Source organism: Mycobacterium sp. 050128, from assembly GCF_036409155.1.
In the GTDB taxonomy this organism is placed as follows: domain Bacteria; phylum Actinomycetota; class Actinomycetes; order Mycobacteriales; family Mycobacteriaceae; genus Mycobacterium.
Genome location: NZ_JAZGLW010000003.1, coordinates 213611 through 234904, shown reverse-complemented (window position 1 = coordinate 234904; position 21294 = coordinate 213611). Strand labels below are relative to the sequence as shown.

General features: G+C 67.3%; 22 protein-coding genes and 1 other RNA gene. 11 read left to right on the top strand and 12 right to left on the bottom strand.

The window, feature by feature from the left end:
* Positions 1-9: 9 nt before the first annotated feature.
* The gene (glnA, locus tag SKC41_RS21860) at positions 10-1350 is read right to left on the bottom strand and encodes a type I glutamate--ammonia ligase (protein WP_330979776.1); all 1341 of its coding nucleotides are present in this window, start codon (positions 1348-1350) and stop codon (positions 10-12) included.
* Positions 1351-1768: 418 nt separating this feature from the next.
* Between glnA and SKC41_RS21855 the strand changes: the two genes are divergently transcribed.
* Positions 1769-1966 carry a hypothetical protein gene (locus SKC41_RS21855; protein ID WP_330979775.1) on the top strand — a complete coding sequence of 66 codons (198 nt, stop codon included), beginning with the start codon at positions 1769-1771 and terminating at the stop codon, positions 1964-1966.
* Positions 1967-2035: 69 nt separating this feature from the next.
* Here SKC41_RS21855 and SKC41_RS21850 read toward each other — a convergent pair whose 3' ends face one another.
* Complete coding sequence (locus SKC41_RS21850; protein WP_330979774.1) at positions 2036-3595, bottom strand: alpha/beta hydrolase; 1560 nt, start codon at positions 3593-3595, stop codon at positions 2036-2038.
* Between the two features lie 95 nt (positions 3596-3690).
* Positions 3691-5247, bottom strand: a complete 1557-nt coding sequence (locus tag SKC41_RS21845) for an alpha/beta hydrolase (protein ID WP_330979773.1) — start codon at positions 5245-5247, stop codon at positions 3691-3693.
* 221 nt (positions 5248-5468) lie between these two features.
* Between SKC41_RS21845 and panB the strand changes: the two genes are divergently transcribed.
* Positions 5469-6320, top strand: a complete 852-nt coding sequence (panB, locus tag SKC41_RS21840) for a 3-methyl-2-oxobutanoate hydroxymethyltransferase (RefSeq protein ID WP_330979772.1) — start codon at positions 5469-5471, stop codon at positions 6318-6320.
* Between the two features lies 1 nt (position 6321).
* Here the strand turns inward: panB and SKC41_RS21835 are convergent, their stop codons facing one another.
* Complete coding sequence (locus SKC41_RS21835; protein WP_330979771.1) at positions 6322-6690, bottom strand: heme-binding protein; 369 nt, start codon at positions 6688-6690, stop codon at positions 6322-6324.
* Between the two features lie 141 nt (positions 6691-6831).
* On the opposite strand from SKC41_RS21835, the gene SKC41_RS21830 reads away from it, so the two are divergent.
* Positions 6832-7074, top strand: coding sequence for a hypothetical protein (locus SKC41_RS21830; protein ID WP_330979770.1), 243 nt, complete (start codon positions 6832-6834; stop codon positions 7072-7074).
* Between the two features lie 171 nt (positions 7075-7245).
* The gene (locus SKC41_RS21825; RefSeq protein WP_330979769.1) at positions 7246-8811 is read left to right on the top strand and encodes a CYTH and CHAD domain-containing protein; all 1566 of its coding nucleotides are present in this window, start codon (positions 7246-7248) and stop codon (positions 8809-8811) included.
* Between the two features lie 17 nt (positions 8812-8828).
* On the opposite strand, the gene rnpB is transcribed toward SKC41_RS21825, so the two are convergent.
* An RNA gene (rnpB, locus tag SKC41_RS21820) (RNase P RNA component class A) lies at positions 8829-9230 on the bottom strand.
* Between the two features lie 140 nt (positions 9231-9370).
* Between rnpB and SKC41_RS21815 the strand changes: the two genes are divergently transcribed.
* Positions 9371-10546, top strand: coding sequence for a cytochrome P450 (locus SKC41_RS21815; protein ID WP_330979768.1), 1176 nt, complete (start codon positions 9371-9373; stop codon positions 10544-10546).
* The gene (locus SKC41_RS21810) at positions 10543-10737 is read left to right on the top strand and encodes a ferredoxin (protein ID WP_330979767.1); all 195 of its coding nucleotides are present in this window, start codon (positions 10543-10545) and stop codon (positions 10735-10737) included. The genes SKC41_RS21815 and SKC41_RS21810 overlap by 4 nt, the downstream gene beginning before the upstream one ends.
* A gap of 146 nt (positions 10738-10883) precedes the next feature.
* Here the strand turns inward: SKC41_RS21810 and SKC41_RS21805 are convergent, their stop codons facing one another.
* From SKC41_RS21805 to cobC, 5 genes are read right to left on the bottom strand one after another with little or no spacing between them, the layout of a single operon-like run.
* On the bottom strand, positions 10884-11474 hold the full coding sequence (locus SKC41_RS21805; RefSeq protein WP_330979766.1) for a TetR-like C-terminal domain-containing protein: 591 nt from the start codon (positions 11472-11474) through the stop codon (positions 10884-10886).
* 16 nt (positions 11475-11490) lie between these two features.
* The gene (locus tag SKC41_RS21800; protein ID WP_330979765.1) at positions 11491-12630 is read right to left on the bottom strand and encodes a bifunctional RNase H/acid phosphatase; all 1140 of its coding nucleotides are present in this window, start codon (positions 12628-12630) and stop codon (positions 11491-11493) included.
* Positions 12627-13364 carry a zinc ribbon domain-containing protein gene (locus SKC41_RS21795; protein WP_330979764.1) on the bottom strand — a complete coding sequence of 246 codons (738 nt, stop codon included), beginning with the start codon at positions 13362-13364 and terminating at the stop codon, positions 12627-12629. Before SKC41_RS21795 ends, SKC41_RS21800 begins: the two co-directional genes overlap by 4 nt.
* Positions 13361-14500 (bottom strand): Nif3-like dinuclear metal center hexameric protein, encoded by a 1140-nt coding sequence (locus SKC41_RS21790; RefSeq protein WP_330979763.1) that lies wholly within the window; start codon positions 14498-14500, stop codon positions 13361-13363. The genes SKC41_RS21795 and SKC41_RS21790 overlap by 4 nt, the downstream gene beginning before the upstream one ends.
* Entirely contained in the window at positions 14497-15564 is a 1068-nt protein-coding gene (cobC, locus tag SKC41_RS21785) for an Rv2231c family pyridoxal phosphate-dependent protein CobC (protein ID WP_330979762.1), read from the bottom strand. Before cobC ends, SKC41_RS21790 begins: the two co-directional genes overlap by 4 nt.
* An 83-nt stretch (positions 15565-15647) precedes the next feature.
* Between cobC and SKC41_RS21780 the strand changes: the two genes are divergently transcribed.
* Genes SKC41_RS21780 through SKC41_RS21770 form a run of 3 tightly spaced genes read left to right on the top strand, consistent with a single transcriptional unit; the run spans position 15648 to position 17627 of the window.
* The gene (locus tag SKC41_RS21780) at positions 15648-16319 is read left to right on the top strand and encodes an HAD-IA family hydrolase (protein WP_330979761.1); all 672 of its coding nucleotides are present in this window, start codon (positions 15648-15650) and stop codon (positions 16317-16319) included.
* The gene (locus SKC41_RS21775; RefSeq protein WP_330979760.1) at positions 16312-16803 is read left to right on the top strand and encodes a low molecular weight protein-tyrosine-phosphatase; all 492 of its coding nucleotides are present in this window, start codon (positions 16312-16314) and stop codon (positions 16801-16803) included. The genes SKC41_RS21780 and SKC41_RS21775 overlap by 8 nt, the downstream gene beginning before the upstream one ends.
* The gene (locus tag SKC41_RS21770) at positions 16803-17627 is read left to right on the top strand and encodes an SURF1 family cytochrome oxidase biogenesis protein (RefSeq protein ID WP_330979759.1); all 825 of its coding nucleotides are present in this window, start codon (positions 16803-16805) and stop codon (positions 17625-17627) included. Before SKC41_RS21775 ends, SKC41_RS21770 begins: the two co-directional genes overlap by 1 nt.
* Positions 17628-17677: 50 nt before the next feature.
* Here SKC41_RS21770 and SKC41_RS21765 read toward each other — a convergent pair whose 3' ends face one another.
* A complete protein-coding gene (locus tag SKC41_RS21765) occupies positions 17678-18616 on the bottom strand; it encodes a cobalamin biosynthesis protein (RefSeq protein ID WP_330980079.1) in 939 nt (312 codons plus the stop codon).
* A 111-nt stretch (positions 18617-18727) separates the two neighbouring features.
* Between SKC41_RS21765 and SKC41_RS21760 the strand changes: the two genes are divergently transcribed.
* Together SKC41_RS21760 and SKC41_RS21755 are read left to right on the top strand one after the other, a co-directional pair.
* Positions 18728-19540: an oxygenase MpaB family protein gene (locus tag SKC41_RS21760; RefSeq protein ID WP_330979758.1), complete on the top strand. Its 813-nt coding sequence runs from the start codon at positions 18728-18730 to the stop codon at positions 19538-19540.
* Positions 19541-19607: 67 nt separating this feature from the next.
* Entirely contained in the window at positions 19608-20003 is a 396-nt protein-coding gene (locus tag SKC41_RS21755) for a VOC family protein (RefSeq protein ID WP_330979757.1), read from the top strand.
* Positions 20004-20102: 99 nt separating this feature from the next.
* Here SKC41_RS21755 and SKC41_RS21750 read toward each other — a convergent pair whose 3' ends face one another.
* Positions 20103-21215, bottom strand: a complete 1113-nt coding sequence (locus tag SKC41_RS21750) for an epoxide hydrolase family protein (protein ID WP_330979756.1) — start codon at positions 21213-21215, stop codon at positions 20103-20105.
* Between the last annotated feature and the right edge of the window lie 79 nt (positions 21216-21294).

Below are 21294 nucleotides of genomic sequence, written 5' to 3'. Positions count from 1 at the left end.
GTCTGTGAGCTACAGCGACAGGTAGGTGCTCAGCTCGAAGGGCGTGACGTGGCTGCGGTAGTTCGCCCACTCCCGGCGCTTGTTGCGCAGGAAGAAGTCAAAGACGTGCTCCCCCAACGTTTCCGCGACGAGCTCGGAGGCCTCCATGGCGTGTAGCGCGCTGTCGAGGCTGGTGGGCAGCTCGCGGTAACCCATCGTGCGGCGCTCTTCGGGGGTGAGGTCCCAGACGTTGTCCTCGGCCTGCGGACCGAGGACATAGCCCTTCTCCACCCCGCGCAGTCCGGCGGCCAGCAACACGGCGAACGCCAGATAAGGGTTGCACGCCGAGTCGGGGCTGCGGACTTCGATGCGCCGTGACGACGTCTTGTGCGGCGTGTACATCGGCACCCGCACCAGCGCGGACCGGTTGGCCGCGCCCCACGACGCCGCGGTGGGCGCCTCGCCGCCGTGCACCAGGCGCTTGTAGGAGTTGACCCATTGGTTGGTGACCGCGCTGATCTCCGAGGCGTGCTCGAGGATCCCGGCGATGAACGACTTGCCCACATCCGACAGCTGCAGCGGGTCGTCCGGGCTGTGGAAGGCGTTGACGTCGCCCTCGAACAGGCTCATGTGCGTGTGCATGGCCGAGCCGGGGTGTTCGCCGAATGGCTTGGGCATGAACGACGCCCGCGCGCCATTTTCGATCGCGACTTCTTTAATGACGTAGCGGAACGTCATCACGTTGTCTGCCATGGACAGCGCGTCGGCGAAACGCAGGTCGATCTCCTGCTGGCCGGGCGCGCCCTCGTGGTGGCTGAACTCCACTGAGATGCCCATGAATTCGAGCGCCTCGATGGCGTGCCGGCGGAAGTTGGACGCGGAGTCGTGGATCGCCTGGTCGAAGTAGCCGGCGTTGTCGACGGGTTCCGGCGGGGTTCCGTCGTTGGGGCCGGGCTTCAGCAAGAAGAATTCGATCTCGGGGTGCACGTAGCAGGAGAAACCAAGGTCATTGGCCTTCTGCAGCTGACGTCGCAGCACGTGCCGCGGATCGGCCCAGGATGGCGAACCGTCGGGCATGGTGATGTCGCAGAACATCCGCGCCGAGTGGTGGTGGCCGCTGGGCGAGGCCCACGGCAGCACCTGGAAGGTCGACGGATCGGGGTTGGCCACGGTGTCGGATTCCGAGACGCGTGAAAAGCCCTCGATCGAGGAACCGTCGAAGCCGATGCCTTCTTCGAAAGCGCCCTCGAGTTCGGCCGGGGCGATGGCGACCGACTTCAGGTAGCCGAGCACGTCCGTGAACCACAACCGGACGAAGCGAATGTCCCGTTCCTCCAGCGTGCGGAGGACGAATTCCTTCTGTCGATCCATACGTCGAACAGTAGGCAATTGCTGTTAATTCCGTGTTACACGGGTGCTTAGTGCTCGGCACCCTTGTTACAGCCACCAGCGCAAACAGCCCCACCGGGCGCCGCGCCGGCTTCCACCGTTGCGAGACGCCTGGCGTGTCGCTCGCCCCAACCCCGCAACCATGCCCAGGCCGGCCGGTGAGCGGACGCTGGAAACGTCGTCGCGCCACGACAGCAAACGGCGTCGAAAGCCGCATTCCGATGATTCCTCAGCGCCGGCTCACCGACGAATCCGTACCGTCGGGCGCCAAGAGCAACACGGGGTTACGTGGCCCCACCACGGCACTGACAAACCCATAACCGACTCGGTCTTCATCCGAAATATGTAACCTGTTAAAGTGGTTACACGCAGTAAGATGCATTAGCAGGAGGTACTGAACGTGGTCACCAAACTTCTGGCCGTCGGAGCTATCGGTCTCGGTGTCGTTATCGGACAAGGCCCAAGCCAGGCCGCACCCGTCGTGGCGGATCCCGCGTTTCACGACCTCAGCTGCACCTGCCAGGCGCCGCCGCCAGTCCCGGGCCAGACCACCGAGGACCGGATCAATCAGGGTCTGCAAGACGCGCTCAACAGGTGAGACGACGAGCGCATCGACCGGGGGCGTCTGATTCTGACGTCGCTGAGGGTCGCTGATCGGTAGGTCGGCTCAGGGTCGGCAATGCAACGCCGGTGGCGGTGTGCCCGTTACGAAATAGCGCATGACGGAGCTGTCCACGCATTGGTTCCCGCCGAATACCGCGGTGTGCTGCGTCCCGTCGAAGGTGATCAGCGGTGCACCTAGCTGACGGGCCAGGCTCACGCCCGCCTGATACGGGGTTGCGGGGTCATGCGTGGTGGAGACCACGACGACCTTGCCGGGCGGCATCGCCGGAGCGGCGTGCGGCGCGGACGTCGCCGGCACCGGCCACAGTCCGCACAGATCGCGCGGCGCGTCGCCGGTGAACTGGCCGTAGCTGAGGAACGGCGCGGCCTGGCGGATCTGTTGGTCGGCGGCTATCCAGGTCGCGGCATCCGTTGGCGCCGGCGCATCGACACACCGGATGGCGTTGAATGCGTCTTGGTCGTTGTCGTAGTGCCCCTGCTTGTCGCGGCCCTGATAGTCGTCGGCGAGCAGCAACAGGTCCCCCGCGTCACTGCCGCGCTGCAACCCGAGCAGGCCGCTGGTCAGGTACTTCCAATGCTGCGGGGTATAAAGCGCATTGATCGTCCCGGTGGTCGCGTCGGCATAACTCAGGCCGCGCGGGTCCGACGTGCGTCCCGGCTTGGCGACGAGCGGGTCGATCAATGCGTGGTAGCGGTTGACGAACTGGGCCGGGTCGGTGCCCAGCGGGCACGCCGGCGAGCGAGCACAGTCCGCCGCGTAGTCGTTGAAAGCGGTTTGGAATCCCGCTGTCTGGCTGATGTTTTCCTGGATCGGGTCGACGGTCGGGTCGATGGCACCGTCGAGCACCATCGTCCGCACGCGGTCGGCGAAATGCTCGAGGTACGTGGTGCCCAGCTCGGTGCCGTAGCTGAAGCCGAGATAGTTGATCTGCTCGTCGCCCAGCGCCTGACGCACCATGTCCATGTCGCGCGCGACGGACGCGGTGCCGGCGTTGGCCAGGAAGTCTTTGCCCATCCGGCCCACGCATTCTTGCGCCAGTTGCCGGTAGATCTGCTCGATGTGCGACACGCCTGTCGGGCTGTAATCGACCATCGGTTCGGTGCGGTAGGCGTCGAACTCGGCGTCGGTGCGGCAGCGCAGCGCGGGCGTGGAGTGCCCGACGCCGCGCGGATCGAATCCGACCAGATCGAAGTGGCGGGTGATGTCACTGTTCTGCAGATCCGGTGCCATCCCGGCCACCATGTCGACGGCCGACCCGCCGGGTCCGCCCGGATTGACCAACAGCGACCCGATGCGCTGGCCCGTCGCCGGCACCCGAATGACCGCCAACTTCGCTTGTGCCCCAGTGGGATTGTTGTAATCAATCGGGACCGACACGGTGGTGCACTGTGCGGTGGGAACGTCGCTGCTGTCGGTGAGAACTTGGCTGCAACTACCCCAGTTCGCCGGCGAAGCCGCGGCCGGCGGCGCCGGGTTCGGGGTCTGGCCGGCCCCGGGTTCCGGCGTTGCGCCGGCCACGGGCAGGGACGGCTCGACGGCAACCAAGAGGCCTAACGACAGCAGCGCAGAGCTCAGCGATCTCAGGCGCGACATGGCTGTCAATCGTCGCAGCCTTCGGTACCTGTGACGGCGCGAATCGGTCACGCCTTGGTCTCGGGGCCGGCGCGTCGCCACAGCGAATCAGCTTTCGGGTGCCACTAGCACTTCGCGCCGTTCGGCGGGGTGGTGCCGCCGATCAGATACGCCGTCACGTAGTCGTCGACGCAGCTGTCGCCCTGGAACACGACCGTGTGCTGCGTGCCGTCGAAGGTGAGCAACGAGCCGCGCAGCTGGTTGGCCAGATCGACGCCGGCCTTGTACGGCGTCGCCGGATCGTGCGTGGTTGACACCACGACGGTCGGGGCGAGGCCCGGCGCTGACACCGAGTGCGGCTTGCTGGTGGGCGGCACCGGCCAGAACGCGCAGGTGCCCAGCGGGGCGTCACCGGTGAACTTGCCGTAGCTCATGAACGGGGCGATCTCGCGGGAGCGGCGATCTTCGTCAATTACCTTGGCGCGGTCGGTAATTGGCGGCTGGTCGACGCAGTTGATCGCGACCCGCGCGTCGGTGGCGTTGGTGTAGTGCCCCTTCTGATCGCGGCGCATGTACATGTCGGCCAGCGCCAGCATCGTGTCGCCGTGGTTGTCGGTCAGTTCCCGCAGGCCGTCGGTGAGGTGGTGCCACAGCGTCGGCGAATACAGCGCCATGATCGTGCCCACGACGGCGTCGCTGTAGCTCAACCCGCGCGGGTCTTTGGTCGGGATCGGCCTGCCGACTAGTTCATTGGTCGGGTCGACCATCGGATCGATCAGGCTGTGGTAAACGTCGACGGCCTTGGCCGGGTCGGTACCCAACGGGCAGTTCGCCTGCTTGGCGCAGTCGGCGGCGTAATCGTTGAACGCGTCCTGGAATCCCTTGGCTTGCCGCAGATCGGCCTCGATCGGGTCGGCGTTGGGGTCGACGGCACCGTCGAGGATCATCGCCCGCACGTTGTGCGGGAAGGCCTCGGCGTACGCCGCCCCGATCCGGGTGCCGTATGAGTAGCCCAGGTAGGTCAGTTTGTCGTCGCCGAGGGCCGCGCGGATGGTGTCCAGATCCTTGGCGACGTTGACGGTCCCGACGTTGGCCAGAAAGTCCTTGCCCATCTTGTCGAGGCAGCGGCCGACGAACTGCTTGGTCTCGTCCTCCATGTGCGAGACGCCGGCCGGACTGTAGTCGACGTTCGGCTCGGTGCGCAGCCGGTCGTTGTCGGCATCGGAGTTACACCAGATCGCCGGGCGCGACGACCCCACCCCGCGCGGGTCGAACCCGACCAGGTCGAACCGCTCGCGGACCCGCTTGGGCAACGACTGGACGACGCCGAGCGCGGCCTCGATGCCGGATTCGCCGGGGCCGCCGGGGTTGATCACCAGCGAACCGAGTTTGTCGCCCGTCGCGGGGAAACGAATCATCGCCAGCGTCGCGACATCGCCGCCCGGGTGGTCGTAGTCGACCGGCACGGCGAGCCTGCCGCACATCGCGCCGCCGGGAAGTTTCACCGATCCGCTGACGACCCGACACGGCGTCCACTCCACTGGCTGCCCCAATTTGGGGCCCGCCATCAGCGGATGTCCGGCGACAACGCGTACGCAGCCCCCCAGCAACAGCGTCACGGCAGCGATCGCTGTCGAGACAACAAGCATGCGCGCGAACCTGTCGCGGCGAGTCAGACTCATGCCAACACATGCTGCCAGAGAGAACCTGAGACTTTCGTGTGCGGCCGCGGCAGGTCGGCTACCAGTGGTTATCCCCTGTCCCCCGGCGCGCGCAATGGCACGTCTCACACTCTCGCGACGGTGCAACTGCACCCAAGAGATGGCAGAATAGCGAAAGTCAGACGAACCCGGGGACCTTTAACGGCCACGAGGATCGACCCGACCACCATTTAGGGACAATGATGTCTGAGCAGAACGTTTACGGTGCAAACGCGTCGGGTGAAGCGTCCAAAGCGCCCCGAACCAAAATCCGCACACATCACTTACAGAAAATGAAGGCCGAAGGCCACAAGTGGGCGATGCTCACGGCCTACGACTATTCGACCGCCCGCGTGTTCGACGAGGCCGGCATTCCGGTGCTGCTGGTCGGCGACTCGGCGGCCAACGTCGTGTACGGCTACGACACCACCGTCCCAGTCTCCATCGACGAGCTGATCCCGCTGGTTCGCGGGGTTGTCCGGGGCGCACCACACGCGCTGGTCGTCGCCGACCTGCCCTTCGGCAGCTACGAGGCCGGGCCCGCCGCCGCGCTGGCGTCCGCCACCCGCTTCATGAAGGAAGGCGGCGCGCACGCCGTCAAGCTGGAGGGCGGCGAGCGGGTCGCCGAGCAGATCGCCTGCCTGACCGCGGCCGGCATCCCGGTGATGGCCCACATCGGCTTCACGCCGCAAAGCGTCAACAGCCTGGGCGGCTTCAAGGTGCAGGGCCGCGGCGACGCGGCCGAGCAGACCGTGCACGACGCGATCGCCGTGGCCGAAGCCGGCGCATTCTCCGTCGTGATGGAAATGGTGCCCGCCGAATTGGCCACCCAGATCACCGGCAAGCTGACCATCCCGACCGTCGGGATCGGAGCTGGCCCGAACTGCGACGCGCAGGTGCTGGTCTGGCAGGACATGGCCGGAATGAGCAGCGGCAAGTCAGCACGATTCGTCAAGCGATTCGCGAACGTCGGCGACGAATTGCGCCGGGCCGCTACTCAATACGCGGAAGAAGTGGCCGGCGGAGTCTTTCCCGCCGACGAACACTGCTTCTGAGCTACTGCATTTGGCATCGACTCTTGAAGTCGGTCAGCGGCTGCCGAATTGCTTCAAGGTCGGCGTGCGCCTGCGGGTTGGCGTCCATGTACTGCTTGATCTGATCGCCAATTTCGCTGCGTGGCTGGCCTTTTAGGCTGGTGAAGTATGCGTTGACGTCCGGGTGGCTGAACAGATACACCGACGTCGCGGCCGCGACGCCCGACGAAACCTGGGCGAGATCGGCTGCCGTGCAGTTCGGTGGCGGCGGCCCCGCGTCGGGGTCCGCTTGAGCCGAGCCCGCGGCGGCCAAAAGGATGGCACCGCCGATAGCGCCGGCGGCAATTCCGCCGACGACCGCGCGCGAAGTGGCGAGAGCGAAAAACACCATCGTTAGCTCCTCCATCAGGTATCCGATACTTACCCGCACGCAAACCATAGGCGGTTCTGCGATTCCATGGACCAAATCCATTCATGTGGCAAAGAAGCAAAACCCCGCCGCGGTGGCCGCCGGGGCCGATATGCTTGCGAAATGAATCGGCGCCGCTGGATCGGGACACTGCTGGCAGTGTTGGCGATGATGCCAATTCCCGGAATCGTTGTCGCGACGGGATCTGCCGGGCAGGCGCAAGCCACGGTCTGTGTCGGCGCGGGCCGACGTGTATCGGTCAGCGGTTGCGCCAACGTCGGCGACGCGATCCAGCGTTACGTGCCGCCACCGGGGGATTACGCGCCGATGCCGGAGGACACTCCGCCGCCTCCCCCGCCCCCGTAGTCGGTCGCCCGGCGGGCCAATCCGTCCGCCCAGGCCAACGGTCGCGGACACGCCGCAGCAACGATCGCTGCGGGCGGCGCAAGTGTGGTGTGGCACCCTATGGGTAACCATTTACGAGCGTCGATGACCGTGTAATGCCACGTCGGCGCGCCCCCCTACGGAGCCGAAAAAATGCCAGAAACCTCGCGCCATCTGGAGGTCGAGCGCAAGTTCGACGTCCTCGATTCGACGGTCACACCGTCGTTCGAAGGCATCGCGACGGTGGCCCGGGTAGAGAAGTTGCCGACGCAATCGCTGGACGCGATGTACTTCGACACGCAGACGCAGGACCTCGCCCGCAACAAGATCACATTGCGTCGCCGCACCGGCGGCCATGATGCCGGCTGGCACCTCAAGTTGCCGGCCGGGCCCGACGCCCGCACCGAGATCCGCATGCCCCTGGGCTCCGCGGACGACGACACCGTGCCCAGCCAGTTGCTGGACGTGGTGCTGGCGATCGTCCGCGACCGGCCGCTGCGACCCGTTGCCCGGATCACGACTCAACGTGAAAGCCAGGTGCTGTACAGCATCGAGGGCGCACCGTTCGCGGAGTTCAGCAACGACCACGTGCGAGCCTGGTCGGCCAATGCGACAGACAGCCCCGACTCGGAGCCCGTCGTCCAGGAGTGGCGCGAGTGGGAACTCGAGCTCGACGAATCCCGTGGGGCGACCGACACCGAGCTGCTGAGTCGGTTGAGCAACCGGCTGCTGGACGCCGGCGGCGAACCCGCAAATCATGCGTCCAAGCTGGCGCGGGTGCTCGGTACAACGTTGCCGACCAACGGGTCTGAGCCGCCCGAAGATCCGGTGCAGCGCGCGATCGCCGAGCAAATCGACGAGCTAATCGTGTGGGACCGCGCGGTGCGCGCCGACGTCTTCGACTCCGTACACCAGATGCGGGTCACCACTCGCAAAATCCGCAGCCTGCTCAAGGACGCCCAAGCGGGATTGTCCGACGAAACCCACGCCTGGGTCCTCGACGAACTGCGCGAGCTCGCCGGCGTCTTGGGCGTGGCACGCGATGCCGAGGTGCTCGCGCAGCGCTACGAGCAAGAGCTCGACCGGCTTTCGCCGGAGTTGGTGCGTGGACCGGTGCGCGAACGCCTGGTCGAGGGCGCCAAGCGCCGCTACCAGTCGGGGCTGCGGCGGTCGCTGATCGCAATGCGGTCGCAGCGCTACTTCCGGCTGCTCGACGCGCTCGATTCGATAGTGGCCGAACGCCCGACTACCGCTACCGGAGAGCAGCCGGCACCGGTCACCATCGACGCCGCTTACAAGAAGGTACGCAAGGCCGCCAAGGCGGCCGCCGAAGCAGACCAGGCCGCTCAGGCGCACGAGGAGCAGGTCGCCGCCGGCGTCGACGAGGATCAGGACGACGACGAAGAGCACGATCGTGACGAGGCGCTGCACGTAATTCGTAAGCGCGCCAAGCGACTTCGCTACACCGCGGCGGCGACCGGGGCGGAGGACGTCTCCAAGCAGGCCAAGGCCATCCAAACGTTGCTCGGCGATCATCAGGACAGCGTGGTCAGCCGCGACCACCTGCTGCAGCAGGCCGATGCCGCGCACGCCGCGGGCGAGGACACCTTCACCTACGGTCTGCTCTACCAGCAGGAGTCCGATCTGGCCGAGAGCTGCCGCCAGCAGCTCGACGAGGCGCTGCGCAAGCTCGACAAGTCGGTGAAAAAAGCGCGCTGACTAGCGCTGACTAAGGGCGGGCGAGTTGGCCTGTAAGCCGGATTCTGTTCCCCACCGCCGCGGCATAAGCAACGGCGGCACGGCGGCGACCATCCATCTGGACACTCCGTTGCCGGGTGCCTCGAGCGGCCTACCCGCAGGCTCGGGCGAGCTACCCTCAATCGCCTGCGCGGCCGCACCTTTCGGGGCGGCCTTCTTGACCTTGCTTCGGGTGGGGTTTGCCTAGCCACCCCGGTCACCCGGGATGCTGGTGCGCTCTTACCGCACCGTTTCACCCTTACCACCGCGTGGGTGGCGGTTTGTTTTCTGTGGCACTTTCCCGCGAGTCGCCTCGGATTGCTGTTAGCAATCACCCTGCTCTGTGAAGTCCGGACTTTCCTCGACTCGTAAACACGAGCCGCGGCCGCCCAGCCAACTCGTCCGCACGAACACCGTACTCGCTGGTTAACCTCCTGGCCAGCGCCACGACGGCGGTGTGGGCGACCGATCGCGGCTGCCCGGCTATTACACAATTTTTCAAATCATTGCCTAAATAAGAAGTTGGTGCGACGCTGACCGCATGACAGATGCCCAAGGGTTCGTCGACCAGTCGGTCACGGGTCTCGCGGAGCCGCAGCCCATGTACAAGGTGTTGCGCGAATCGAACCCGGTATTCCGATCGGAACAGGCGGTGGTGCTCAGCCGCCTCGCCGATATCGAGATGGCACTCAAGCACACTGAGCTGTTTTCGTCGAACATGGACGCGGTCAACCTCGGCAACATTCGACCGCTGATTCCGTTGCAAGTCGATCCTCCCGAGCACGCGAAGTACCGCCGTGTCCTCGACCCGCTGTTCACTCCGCGGGAGATGGCCCGACGTGAACCACGCGTCACGGAGCTGATGAACGAGATGATCGACCGCTTCGCCGGGCGGGGCGAATGCGACTTCCACGCCGAATTCGCCGTGCCGCTGCCCTGCACCGTCTTCCTACAACTTCTCGGCCTGCCATTGGCAGACCTCGACAAATTCCTGGAATGGAAGGACGGCGTGATCCGCCCTGAGGGCGACTCCGGGTTCGACCGCCGCCACGAGAGTTCCGCGCCCGTGGCACAACAGATCTACGAGTACTTCGACCGTGCCATCGACGACCACATCGCCGTCCCGCGCGACGACGTGCTGTCCGCGATGATCGCGGCGAACCTGAGCGCGGAGGGCCGCCCGCTCTCGCGCGAGGAGTTGCTCGACATCTGTTTCCTGTTCCTGATCGCGGGCCTGGACACGGTCACCGACTCGCTCGACTGTTTCTTCGTGTATCTGGCGCGTCATCCCCAGCACCGTCATCAGCTCGTCGAGCAGCCCGATGTGCTGCCGCACGCGGTCGAAGAGCTGTTGCGTTGGGAGACACCGGTTCCCGGTGTTGCCCGCGTTGCCATGCAAGACGTCGAGGTGGGCGGATGCCCGATCAGCAAGGGTGAGCGGGTCAGCCCGCTGCTCGGCGCCGCCAACACCGACCCCGCCGAGTTCCCCGACCCCGAGTTGGTGGACTTCAACCGCAACCCGAACCGGCACCGCGCGTTCGGCGGTGGACCGCACCGCTGCCTCGGATCTCACCTGGCCCGGATGGAGCTGCGGGTGGCGTTGCGCGAGTTCCATCGGCGCATACCGGATTACGAGATCAAACCCGGCACTCAGCTGACTTACACGGCCGCACTGAGATCGGTGGAGTCGCTGCCGCTGGTCTTCGAAGTGTCATGAGTCGGGTGTCCGTCGACCCCGACCTGTGCACCGGGCACGGACGCTGCTACAGCCTGGCACCCGAGGTCTTCGACGCCGACGACGTCGGCCATTGCGTGGTGCTCGTCGAGGACGTCTCGGGTGAGCTGGAAGAGCAGGCCGCCGTCGGGGAGAAGAACTGCCCCGAGCAAGCGATCACGCTGTCGCGCTGAATAGACCACCCGGGGCCGCCCGGGAGTGTGCGCTGACGGCTAGGAGTGGGCACTGACGGCTTCGAGTGTGCGCGGGCGGCTTCGAGTGTGCACGCAGGGCGGAATTTGGGCGATTTCTCCGCCCGGGACGCACACTCAATGCCCGCCTATTTGCGGGCAATCGCGTGGTAGGCCATGTCGACGATCGCCGCACAATATTCCTCTTCGACAGGAGCGTCGGAGTAGAGCGCGCGAATGTTGATGGGCGCCAAGAGAACCTGGGTGGCGGCCACCGTGGTGATTCCGTCGCGTAGTTCGCCGCGCTGCCTAGCCCGGTCGATGATCCGGCGCACCACCCCGAAACGGGCCCGCCAGAACATCATTCGGGTTTCTTCGTCGTGACGCCCGCGCGGCCCCATCACCAACGCCCGCAGGAATGCGCGGCCCACTTCGGTGTTGACGCGCTTGGCGACGCTGATGGCCAATGCTTCCAGGTCCCCGCGCAACGAGCCCGTGTCCGGCACGTCACCCCAGGTCTCGAGATCAGCGAGCGCCGCATCGACGATCAGCCGTTGACGATCGCCCCAGTGGCGGTAGATCATTTCCGCGTCGATGCGATGACGCTCGGCCAGTGCCTCGATGCTGAATCGCTCGACGCCCCAGCGGGCCAACTCGTCGAGCACCGCCGGCATCACCTGCGCCCGGATATCTGCCGAGACGGCGTCCGGCAATTCGTCGGGTGGTTGATCCGGCGGCATCTACTACTCCTAGCGGCTAAAGGTAGCCGGTTTGATTCACGAGTCGCACCGAAGACGCCCCATCCGAATAGAACTCAGCGATGCTCAAGGATGCCAGGTCAAGATGCAATCTGTACAGGATCCCGGGTCCGGCATCCAGCGCCAGGCGCAGCAACATCTTGATCGGCGTGACGTGCGAGACGACCAGCACCGTGGCGCCGGGATGGCTGGCCATGATTCGCTCCCGCGCCTGATACACGCGTTCGAGCGCGGCATCGAAGCTCTCGCCGCCGGGCGGCTCCGTGCTGGTGTCGCGCAGCCAGCGGGTGTGTAGTTCGGGATCGCGTTCGGCAGCCTCGCCGAACGTCAGCCCCTCCCAGCCGCCGAAGTCGGTCTCGATCAGGTCGTCGTCCACGGTCACGTCCAGGCCCAGCGCCTTGGCCGCCGCGGACGCGGTGTCGTAGGCACGCTGCAATGGCGAGGAGATCACGGCGGCGATGCCGCCCCGCTCGGCCAGATACCGCGCCGCCGCTTGGGCCTGCCGGCGGCCCAGGTCGGTCAGTTCCGGATTGCCGCGCCCGGAATAGCGCCGCTGCACCGACAGCGCGGTCTGCCCGTGGCGCAACAACAACAGCCTGGTCGGGGTGCCACGCGCTCCGGTCCAGCCCGGTGGCGACGACGATTGCGTCGCAGCGGATTTCGCGGCGGGAGCCGCTGCGGGTTCGGTCGGCGCCGGCTCGGCGACCGCCGACTCGCCGTCCTGCGAACACACTTCGGCCGCGGCGTCCATCGCTTCGTTGGCCAGCCGATCGGCATGCTTGTTGCGTTCGCGCGGTATCCACGTGTAGCTGACCCGTTCGAAGCGCACCGCCAGCTTCCGGGCCTGCGCGTGCAACTCAATCAGGTCGGGGTGCTTGACTTTCCACCGCCCCGACATCTGCTCCACCACCAGCTTGGAATCCATGAAGACGTCAGCCTCACTGGCACCGAGCTTCGCGGCGTCTTCCAAACCGGCTATCAGCCCGCGGTATTCGGCGACGTTGTTGGTCGCCCGGCCGATGGCCTGCTTGCTTTCGGCCAGCACGGTGCCGCGACCCTCGGCGTGCACCACCGCACCGTAGCCGGCCGGCCCGGGATTGCCGCGGGACCCGCCGTCGGCTTCGATGACGACCTTCACTGGCCGGGCCCCTTGACTCGCAACAGGATCGCGCCACATTCCGGGCAGCGCACCACGTCGTCGTCGGCCGCCGCGGAGATGCGGGCCAGCTCTCCCCGGTCGATCTCGATCCGGCACGCGCCACACCGATGCCCGAGCAGCGGCCCGGCACCCGGTCCTCCCCCGGCGCGCTGCCGCTCGTAGAGGGCCGACAAGTCGGGATCCAGGGCCGCGGCCAGCCGGTCCCGTTGCGACGCGTGCGCCTGGCGGGTCTGGTCGATTTCGGCCAGGGCGGCGTCAAGCCCCTGCTGTGCGCCGGCCAGCTCGGCCTGCAGCGTCTCCATCGCGTCCTGCTCGGCGCTCACCTGGGCCTGCAACTCCTCACGACGTTCCATGACTTCCAGCAGCGAATCTTCCAGGCTGCGCTGACGACGCGTCAGGGTTTCCAGTTCGTGCTGCAGATCCGCCAGTTGCTTGGCGTCGGTGGCTCCCGAGTCCAGCAACGACCGGTCGCGGTCTTCGCGCTGGCGCACCGCCGTGATCTCCGACTCGTAGCGCGACACCTGAGTGTCCAAGTCCTCCAACGCGATTCGCGTCGCGCTCAGTCGGTCGTTGGCGGCGTCGTGTTCGCGCCGCATCCGCTCGATTGCCTCGCGCTGCGGCAGACGAGTGGCCCGGTGCGCTATCCGGGACAGCTCCGCGTCCAGCTCGGACAACTCCAGGAGCGAACGCTGCTGTGCTACTTCGGCTTTCATGAATTATCTCCACATGTTCCGTGGCCGAGATTCCAGGGGTCGGTACGAGTCGCGGACACGTGTACCGGGAAGTCCGCGCCGAAACGGGAGCGCAGTACCTCGGCGGCTTGTGCGCACCAGGGGAATTCGCTGGCCCAATGCGCGACGTCGATCAGCGCCACCTCCGAAGCCCGGCGATGCTCGTCGGCCGGATGGTGGCGCAGGTCGGCGGTCACATAGGCCTGTACGTCGGCGCGGGCAACAAGGCCCAGCAACGAATCTCCGGCGCCGCCGCACACCGCGACCCGCGACACGACGCTGTCGGGGTCGCCGGCGGCGCGCACGCCCCAGGACGTCTTCGGCAACGCAGCACCGATGCGGGATACGAAGGCGCGCAACGATTCGGGTTGGGCCAGCGTGCCGATGCGGCCCAATCCGGCCGCGCCCGGCGCAGGCACCAAGGCGAGGATGTCGAACGCGGGCTCCTCGTAGGGGTGGGCGGCGCGCATCGCGGCCAGCACGGCCGCTCGGGCCCGCGCGGGTGCGATGACCTCGAACCGGTCTTCGTCCACCCGCTCGAGGGTCCCGACGCTGCCCACCGCGGGTGTGGCGCCGTCATGCGGCAGGAATTGCCCGATACCGCTGACGCTCCAGCTGCAGTGCGAGTAGTCGCCGATATGGCCGGCGCCGGCCTCGAACACGGCCGCCTGCACCGCTTCTGCGTTCGCGCGCGGCACATAGATCACCCACTTATCGAGATCGGCCGGCTCCGACAGCGGTTCGAGCACAGCTTCGACGGTGAGACCAAGAGCGTGTGCGAGCGCGTCGGAGACACCGGGCGATGCCGAGTCGGCGTTGGTGTGCGCGGTGAACAGCGAACGCCCGCTTCGGATCAGCCGGTGCACCAGCGCGCCCTTGGGCGTGTTGGCCGCGACCGTGTCGACCCCGCGCAACAGCAGCGGGTGATGAGCCAGCAGCAGGCCCCCCTCGGGGACTTCGTCGACGACCGCCGGTGTGGCATCGACGGCGATCGTCACCGAATCCAGCACGTCGCCGGGGTCGCCGCACACCAGGCCAACCGAGTCCCATGATTGGGCAAGCCGGGGCGGGTAGACCTCGTCCAATACCTCGATCACGTCGGATAGCCGTGCGCTCACCGTTGCCTCCCACTGTTCGAGACGGGCAGGGCCGCCGAGATCGCCTGGACCAGCAGCGGCCACTCCCGGCGCACGGCGACCCGCAGATAGCTCTCGTCCAAGCCGACGAACGTGTCACAGCGGCGCACGGCAATCCCCTTGTCGTGCAGTTTGTTCCGCACGTTGACAGCATCGGGGACGCGGAACAGCACAAACGGGGCCCGGCCACCGACCACCTCGGCGCCCACCGCCGTCAGAGCGGCCACCATCTCGGTGCGCAAGGGCGCCAGCCGCGCGGCGTCGGCTTGCGCATCGGCAACCGCATCCGCGGCACAGCAGGCGTCGATGGCCGCCAGTTGCAGCGTGCCCACCGGCCAGTGCGCGCGCCGGGCGGTCAACCGCGCCAACACCTCTGGGGCGCCCAGCGCATAGCCCACCCGCAATCCGGCCAGCGCCCAGGTCTTGGTCAGACTGCGCAGCACCAGGACGTCGGCCAGCGAGTCGGCGGCCAGTGATTCCGGCTCGCCGGGAATCGAATCCGCGAACGCCTCGTCGACCACCAGGATTCGTCCGGGCCGCCGCAGCGCCAGCAGCTGCTCGCGGCGGTGCAGCACCCCGGTCGGGTTGGTCGGATTGCCCACCACGACGAGGTCGGCGTCATCGGGCACATCTGAAGCCTCCAACGCTGCGTCAAGGCCGAACGGCGGGTCGAGGACGACGTGGTGCACCGGCACGCCGGCCGCGCCCAGCGCGACGGCCGGCTCGGTGAACGAGGGCGCGATCAGCGCCGCCCGGACCGGCCGCAGGTTGGGCAGCAACGCGAACCCTTCGGCGCCCCCGGCCAGCGGCAGCACCTCGTCGCGGGCCCGGCCGTGCCGACGCGCGACCGCGTCTTGCGCCCGGCGCAGGTCCTCGATGCCGGGGTAGCGCCCCAGATCGGGCAGCCGCGCGGCCAGCCGCTCGATCAGCCAGTGCGGTGGCTGCGCAGGACGGACGTTGACGGCGAAATCGAGCATGCCCGGCGTGGCGGCCTGATCACCGTGATAGCGCGCCATCGCAAGCGGGCTCGGGTCTGGACTCGCCATCCGTGAAACACTAGTGCGCCGTCCTGGGAGCCCGGCAGGAACACCGTCACACCGCGTCGCTGCCCATCCAGGACAATGGTGGCGTGACAGGTGCAGTTTCGGCCGATGGCCAGGCCCCCCAGTTGGTGATCTTCGATCTCGACGGCACCCTGACCGATTCCGCGGCGGGGATCGTCGCCAGCTTCACCCATGCACTCGAGCACGTCGGCGCCAAGGTGCCCGAGGGTGACCTGGTGGCCCAGATCGTCGGCCCGCCGATGGACGAAACGTTCCAGCTGATGCTCGGCGAGGACGCCGACGCGGCGTTCACGGCGTTCCGGGCCGAATACGGCGCCCGGGGCTGGTCGAACAACAGCCTGTTCGAGGGGATCGAGCCGCTGCTGGCCGATCTGCGCGCAGCCGGCGTGCGGCTGGCGGTGGCCACCTCCAAGCTGGAGCCGACAGCACGCCGCGTCCTTGCCCACTTCGCGCTCGATCACCATTTCGAGGTCATCGCGGGCGCGTGCCCGGACGGCACGCGCCGTAATAAGGAAGAGGTGCTGGCCCATGCGCTCACTCAGCTGCAGCCGCTGCCCGAGCGCGTGCTGATGGTCGGTGATCGCAGCCACGACGTCGACGGGGCGGCCGCACACGGCATCGACACGGTCGTGGTCGGCTGGGGCTATGGCAAGGCCGACTTCGCCGACGGCTACGCCGTAACCGGAGTTACCCACGCGGCGACGATCTCCGATCTGCGGAGGGCGCTGGGTGTCTGAGGCATTGCACGTCACTTTCGTCTGCAGCGGCAACATCTGCCGCTCGCCGATGGCCGAGAAGATGTTCGCCGATCAGCTGCGGCAGCGCGGTCTCGCCGACGCGGTGCGGGTGACCAGCGCGGGTACCGGAAACTGGCACGTCGGCAGTGGCGCCGACGAGCGGGCGGCCAAGGTGCTGCGGGCCCACGGGTACTCCACCGCTCACCGCGCCGCGCAGGTCGACGACGACCACCTGGGTGCCGACCTGGTGGTGGCCTTGGGCCGCAACCATCTTCGGATGCTGCAGCAGCTCGGTGTCGAGAACGACCGGATCAGGATGCTGCGCTCGTTCGACCCGCGATCGGGCGTCCATGCCCTCGACGTCGAGGATCCCTACTACGGCGACCACGCGGACTTCGAAGAGGTGTTGGCCGTCATCGAGGCCGCATTACCCGGCCTACACGACTGGGTCGACGAACAGCTAGCGCAAAACGGGCACGGTTGATGCGTCACTTTCTCGCACGGTTGGCATTTTTGCTCCGGCCCGGCTGGATAGCGCTGATCCTGGTGGTCATCGCGTTCACCTACCTGTGCTTCATGGTGCTCGCGCCGTGGCAGCTGGGCAAGAACGCCCGCACCTCACGCGAAAACCACCAGATCGAGAACTCGCTGAACACCGCCCCGGTCCCGTTGAAAACCTTGTTGCCGCAGCAGGATTCGTCGGCGTCGGCGGCGCAGTGGCGACGCGTGACCGCGACCGGCCATTACCTGCCCGACGTGCAGGTGCTGGCCCGCTTGCGGGTCGTCGAGGGAGATCAGGCCTTCGAGGTGCTGGTCCCGTTTGTCGTCGACGACGGGCCGACGGTGCTCGTCGACCGCGGTTACGTGCGCCCCGAGCCCGGCTCGCACGTCCCGCCGATCCCCCGCCCGCCACAGGACAAGGTGACCATCACGGCGCGGCTGCGTGACTCCGAGCCCGCCGTTACCGACAAGGAGCCCTTCTCCAGAGACGGTGTGCAGCAGGTGTATTCGATCAACACCGATCAGGTCTCGGTGCTGACCAAGGTGCCGCTGGCCGGGTCGTATCTGCAACTGGTCGAAGACCAGCCGGGCGGTCTCGGCTTGATCGGCGTGCCGCACCTCGACGCCGGACCGTTCCTGTCCTACGGCATCCAGTGGATTTCGTTCGGCATCCTGGCCCCGATCGGGCTGGGCTATTTCGCCTACTCCGAAATCCGGATCCGGCGTCAGGAAAAGCAAGCGAAAGCGCCCGAAACCCCGATGACCGTCGAGGAGAAACTCGCCGACCGCTACGGCCGCCGCCGTTGAGTGTGCGGTGCGGGCGCCCTAGCCGCGCACTGGCCGCCATCCGCGCGCACTCAACGCCCTGGGCGCGCACTCGATAGCGCGGCCAGCAATGCCGCGGCCCCCAGCTGCACAACCCGCGACAGCGCGACCGCGCGGCGCAGATCGGCCGCGATGGGCTGACGCCCGTCGCCCAGGGTCGGGCGGATCTGCAGCTCGTGGTGATACTGCGTGGGCCCGCCCAGCCGCACACCCAGCGCGCCCGCGAAAGCCGCCTCGACGACGCCGGCGTTGGGGCTGGGATGGCGAACCGCGTCGCGGTGCCAAGCCGCGGCCGCGCCCAACGCCGACCCGCCGACCAGTGGAGCGCACGCCACCACCAGCCCCGCGGTTATCCGGGCCGCGACGTAATTGGCCACGTCGTCCAATCGTGCTGCGGCCCAACCGAATCGGATGTAGCGCGGCGAGCGGTGGCCGATCATCGCGTCCAGGGTGTTGATCGCGCGGTACATCAGCACACCGGGTACCCCGCTCGCGCTCGCCCACAGCAGCGGGGCCACCTGCGCATCGGAGGTGTTCTCCGCGACGGACTCCAGCGCCGCGCGGGTCAGCCCCGAGCCGTCCAGCCGGGACGGGTCGCGCCCACACAGCGACGGCAGCAGCCGCCGCGCGGCCTCGATGTCATTGCGGTCGAGCAGCTGCGCCATGTCCAGGCCGGTGCGCGCCAGCGAGGTTCCGCCCAGCGCGACCCAGGTCGCGGTGGCGGTGGCGGCGATCGACCACAGCGGGTTCCGGTTCGCGGTGGCCCGCTGTACCGCCGTGCCGATCAGGCCCACCGTGCCGACCGCGAGGCTGACGTGCAGTACGCCGGCGATCTTCGCGTCGCGGTAGGTGAACCGCTCCAGCCAGGCCGCCCCGTCGCCGAATGCCGCGACGGGATGGCCCCGTTTCGGGTCGCTCAGCGCGAGATCGGCCAGGCAGCCGACCAGCACGCCGACGATCCGGGTCCGCATCGCACGCACTTCGGCAGCGTCTCACATGCGCCTTGCGCGTCGCATCATTGCGCTCTGCCCACTTTGGGCGGGACCTAACGTCTGGGCCGTCGACGTGGTCTACTCGCCTGTATGAAGCCCGTGACCCGGGTCGCCGACCTGCTCAACGCGGCCGCGCCGCTGCTGCCCGCCGCGAACGTGATCATGCAGCTGTCCCTGCCGGGGGTCGGCTACGGCGTGCTGGAAAGCCCGGTCGACAGCGGCAACGTCTACAAGCACCCGTTCAAGCGGGCCCGCACCACCGGCACCTACCTGGCGGTGGCGACCATCGGGACCGAGTCCGACCGGGCGCTGATCCGTGACGCCGTCGACGTCGCACACCGCCAGGTGCGGTCCACGGCCGTCAGCCCGGTGTCCTACAACGCGTTCGACCCCACGCTGCAGCTGTGGGTGGCCGCCTGCCTGTATCGCTACTTCGTCGATCAGCACGAGTTCCTCAATGGCCCACTGGACGAGGCCAGCGCCGAGGCGGTCTATCAGGACGCCAAACGGTTGGGCACGACGTTGCAGGTGCCCGAGCGGATGTGGCCGCCGGACCTCGTCGCGTTCGACGAGTACTGGAAGCGTTCGCTCGACGCGCTGCGCATCGACCCGCCGGTGCGCGAGCATCTGCGCGGCGTGGCCGCCATGGCGTTTCTGCCGTGGCCGCTGCGGATGCTGGCCGGTCCGCTCAACCTGTTCGCGACGACGGGGTTCTTGGCCCCGGAGTTCCGGGCGATGATGCAGCTGGACTGGTCGCAACGTCAGCAGCGCCGGTTCGAGTGGCTGCTGTCCGCCTTGCGGCTGGCCGACCTGTTCATCCCGCACCGCGCGTGGATCTTCGGCTATCAGCTTTACCTGTGGGACATGCGATTTCGGGCCCGCCGCGGCTGGCGGATCGTCTAGATGACGACGCCGTCGACGGTGGCTCGGCCAGCGGCCCGATGCTGGGCCGCGCCCGTACAGTCGAATCATGACCTTCCCCGCCCTCAACCACGTCGCGGTCACGGTGCGTGACATCGGCGTCAGCGGCCCTTGGTACCGCAGACTTCTCGGCACCGATCCCATGCTCGACGAACACACCGACGCCGGATTTCGTCATCAGGTGTGGCTGCTGCACGACGGCACGGTGTTCGGCATCCATCAGCACGATCACCAGGCGCCCGACGAGAAGTTCAGCGAGCACCGCGTTGGCCTGGACCATGTCGGCTTCGGCTGCGCCAACCGTGCGGAGTTGCAGAGCTGGGTCGACCGGCTCGACGAGCTGGGTATCGCGCACGGCGGCATCGTCGACGAATCGTACGGCTCGGGGTTGAGCTTTCGAGACCCCGACGGCATCGCGCTGGAGTTCTTCGCGCCGCCGGGGTGACGCAGCGGGCCCCGCACCCGCCGAGCGTGAACTCCACGACGCACACCCGGCGTGTTGCGTCGTGAAATGCACACTCGAGCACCGTGGACGGCTGAGGGCTCAGCGAACCGTGCCGAAGAACGCACGCAGGTCCTCGACGAACAGCTCGGGTTGTTCGAACGCGGCGAAGTGACCGCCGCGCGGCATGTCGGTCCAGTGCGTGATGTTGTAGTTCGGCTCGCACCAGCTGCGGGGTGACTTCAGCAGCTCACCCGGGAAAGCGGCTACGCCGGTGGGCAATTCGACGCGGCCACCCCCGCCCCAGACGCTGAAGCTCTCCCAGTACAGCCGAGCCGACGACGCGGCGGTGTTGGTCACCCAGTACACCATCACGTTGTCGAGCAGCTCGTCTCGGCTCACCGCGTTCTCGGGGTGACCGTCGCAATCGGCCCAGTCCCAGAACTTCTCGACGATCCACGCCAGCTGCCCGACGGGCGAGTCGGCCAGACCGTAGCCGAGCGTCTGCGGCCGGGTGGACTGCTGCTTGGAATAGCCGGTGCCCCACTTGCGGTGGTTGGCCAGCCCGGCCAGAGCGGCTTTCTCCTGCTCGGTCGGATTGTCGAGGTTACCCGGACGGCCGATCGGCATGTTCAGGTGAATCCCCGCGCAATGGCCACCGTTTCGGCCGATCTGCGTGGTGACGGCGGCACCCCAATCGCCGCCCTGAGCGCCGTAGCGGTCGTAGCCGAGGCGACGCATCAGCTGCTCCCAGGCCTGCGCGATCTTCTCCACGCCCCACCCGGTGCGGGTGGGCTTGCCGGAAAACCCGTAGCCGGGCAGCGACGGACACACGACATGAAACGCGTCTTCGGCACGGCCGGACGCCGGATTGGTCAGCGGCTCAATCACCTTGTGGAACTCCACAATTGAGCCCGGCCAGCCATGCGTGATCACCAGCGGGAAGGCGTCGGGGTGCGGGGATCGCTGGTGAATGAAATGAATGTCCAGCCCGTCGATATCGGTGACGAACTGGTCGAAGCGGTTGAGCGCGGCCTCGCGAGGCCGCCAGTCGTATTCGTTGGCCCAGTAGTCGGCCAGCTCGCGGGTGTAGGCCAGCGGAATGCCCTGACTCCAGTCGTCCACACATTCGGCTTCCGGCCATCGAGTCCGCGCGAGGCGCGACCGCAGATCATCGAGTACGTCGTCGGGAACGTCGATTCGAAACGGCTTCACGCATTCATAGTGCCGCCGGGGTTGGACCTGGCGGCAGCCGCCCCGTCTGCGGTCACGGCCGCGTCGCTCTTACCGTTCT

Excerpts from the sequence above, each read along its gene's own strand:
- glnA (WP_330979776.1), bottom strand. The coding sequence starts at position 1,350 with ATGGATCGACAGAAGGAATTCGTCCTCCGCACGCTGGAGGAACGGGAC.
- SKC41_RS21845 (WP_330979773.1), bottom strand. The coding sequence starts at position 5,247 with ATGAGTCTGACTCGCCGCGACAGGTTCGCGCGCATGCTTGTTGTCTCG.
- panB (WP_330979772.1), top strand. The coding sequence starts at position 5,469 with ATGTCTGAGCAGAACGTTTACGGTGCAAACGCGTCGGGTGAAGCGTCC.
- SKC41_RS21835 (WP_330979771.1), bottom strand. The coding sequence starts at position 6,690 with ATGGTGTTTTTCGCTCTCGCCACTTCGCGCGCGGTCGTCGGCGGAATT.
- SKC41_RS21830 (WP_330979770.1), top strand. The coding sequence starts at position 6,832 with ATGAATCGGCGCCGCTGGATCGGGACACTGCTGGCAGTGTTGGCGATG.
- SKC41_RS21825 (WP_330979769.1), top strand. The coding sequence starts at position 7,246 with ATGCCAGAAACCTCGCGCCATCTGGAGGTCGAGCGCAAGTTCGACGTC.
- SKC41_RS21815 (WP_330979768.1), top strand. The coding sequence starts at position 9,371 with ATGACAGATGCCCAAGGGTTCGTCGACCAGTCGGTCACGGGTCTCGCG.
- SKC41_RS21810 (WP_330979767.1), top strand. The coding sequence starts at position 10,543 with ATGAGTCGGGTGTCCGTCGACCCCGACCTGTGCACCGGGCACGGACGC.
- SKC41_RS21805 (WP_330979766.1), bottom strand. The coding sequence starts at position 11,474 with ATGCCGCCGGATCAACCACCCGACGAATTGCCGGACGCCGTCTCGGCA.
- SKC41_RS21795 (WP_330979764.1), bottom strand. The coding sequence starts at position 13,364 with ATGAAAGCCGAAGTAGCACAGCAGCGTTCGCTCCTGGAGTTGTCCGAG.
- cobC (WP_330979762.1), bottom strand. The coding sequence starts at position 15,564 with ATGGCGAGTCCAGACCCGAGCCCGCTTGCGATGGCGCGCTATCACGGT.
- SKC41_RS21770 (WP_330979759.1), top strand. The coding sequence starts at position 16,803 with ATGCGTCACTTTCTCGCACGGTTGGCATTTTTGCTCCGGCCCGGCTGG.
- SKC41_RS21765 (WP_330980079.1), bottom strand. The coding sequence starts at position 18,616 with ATGCGGACCCGGATCGTCGGCGTGCTGGTCGGCTGCCTGGCCGATCTC.
- SKC41_RS21760 (WP_330979758.1), top strand. The coding sequence starts at position 18,728 with ATGAAGCCCGTGACCCGGGTCGCCGACCTGCTCAACGCGGCCGCGCCG.
- SKC41_RS21755 (WP_330979757.1), top strand. The coding sequence starts at position 19,608 with ATGACCTTCCCCGCCCTCAACCACGTCGCGGTCACGGTGCGTGACATC.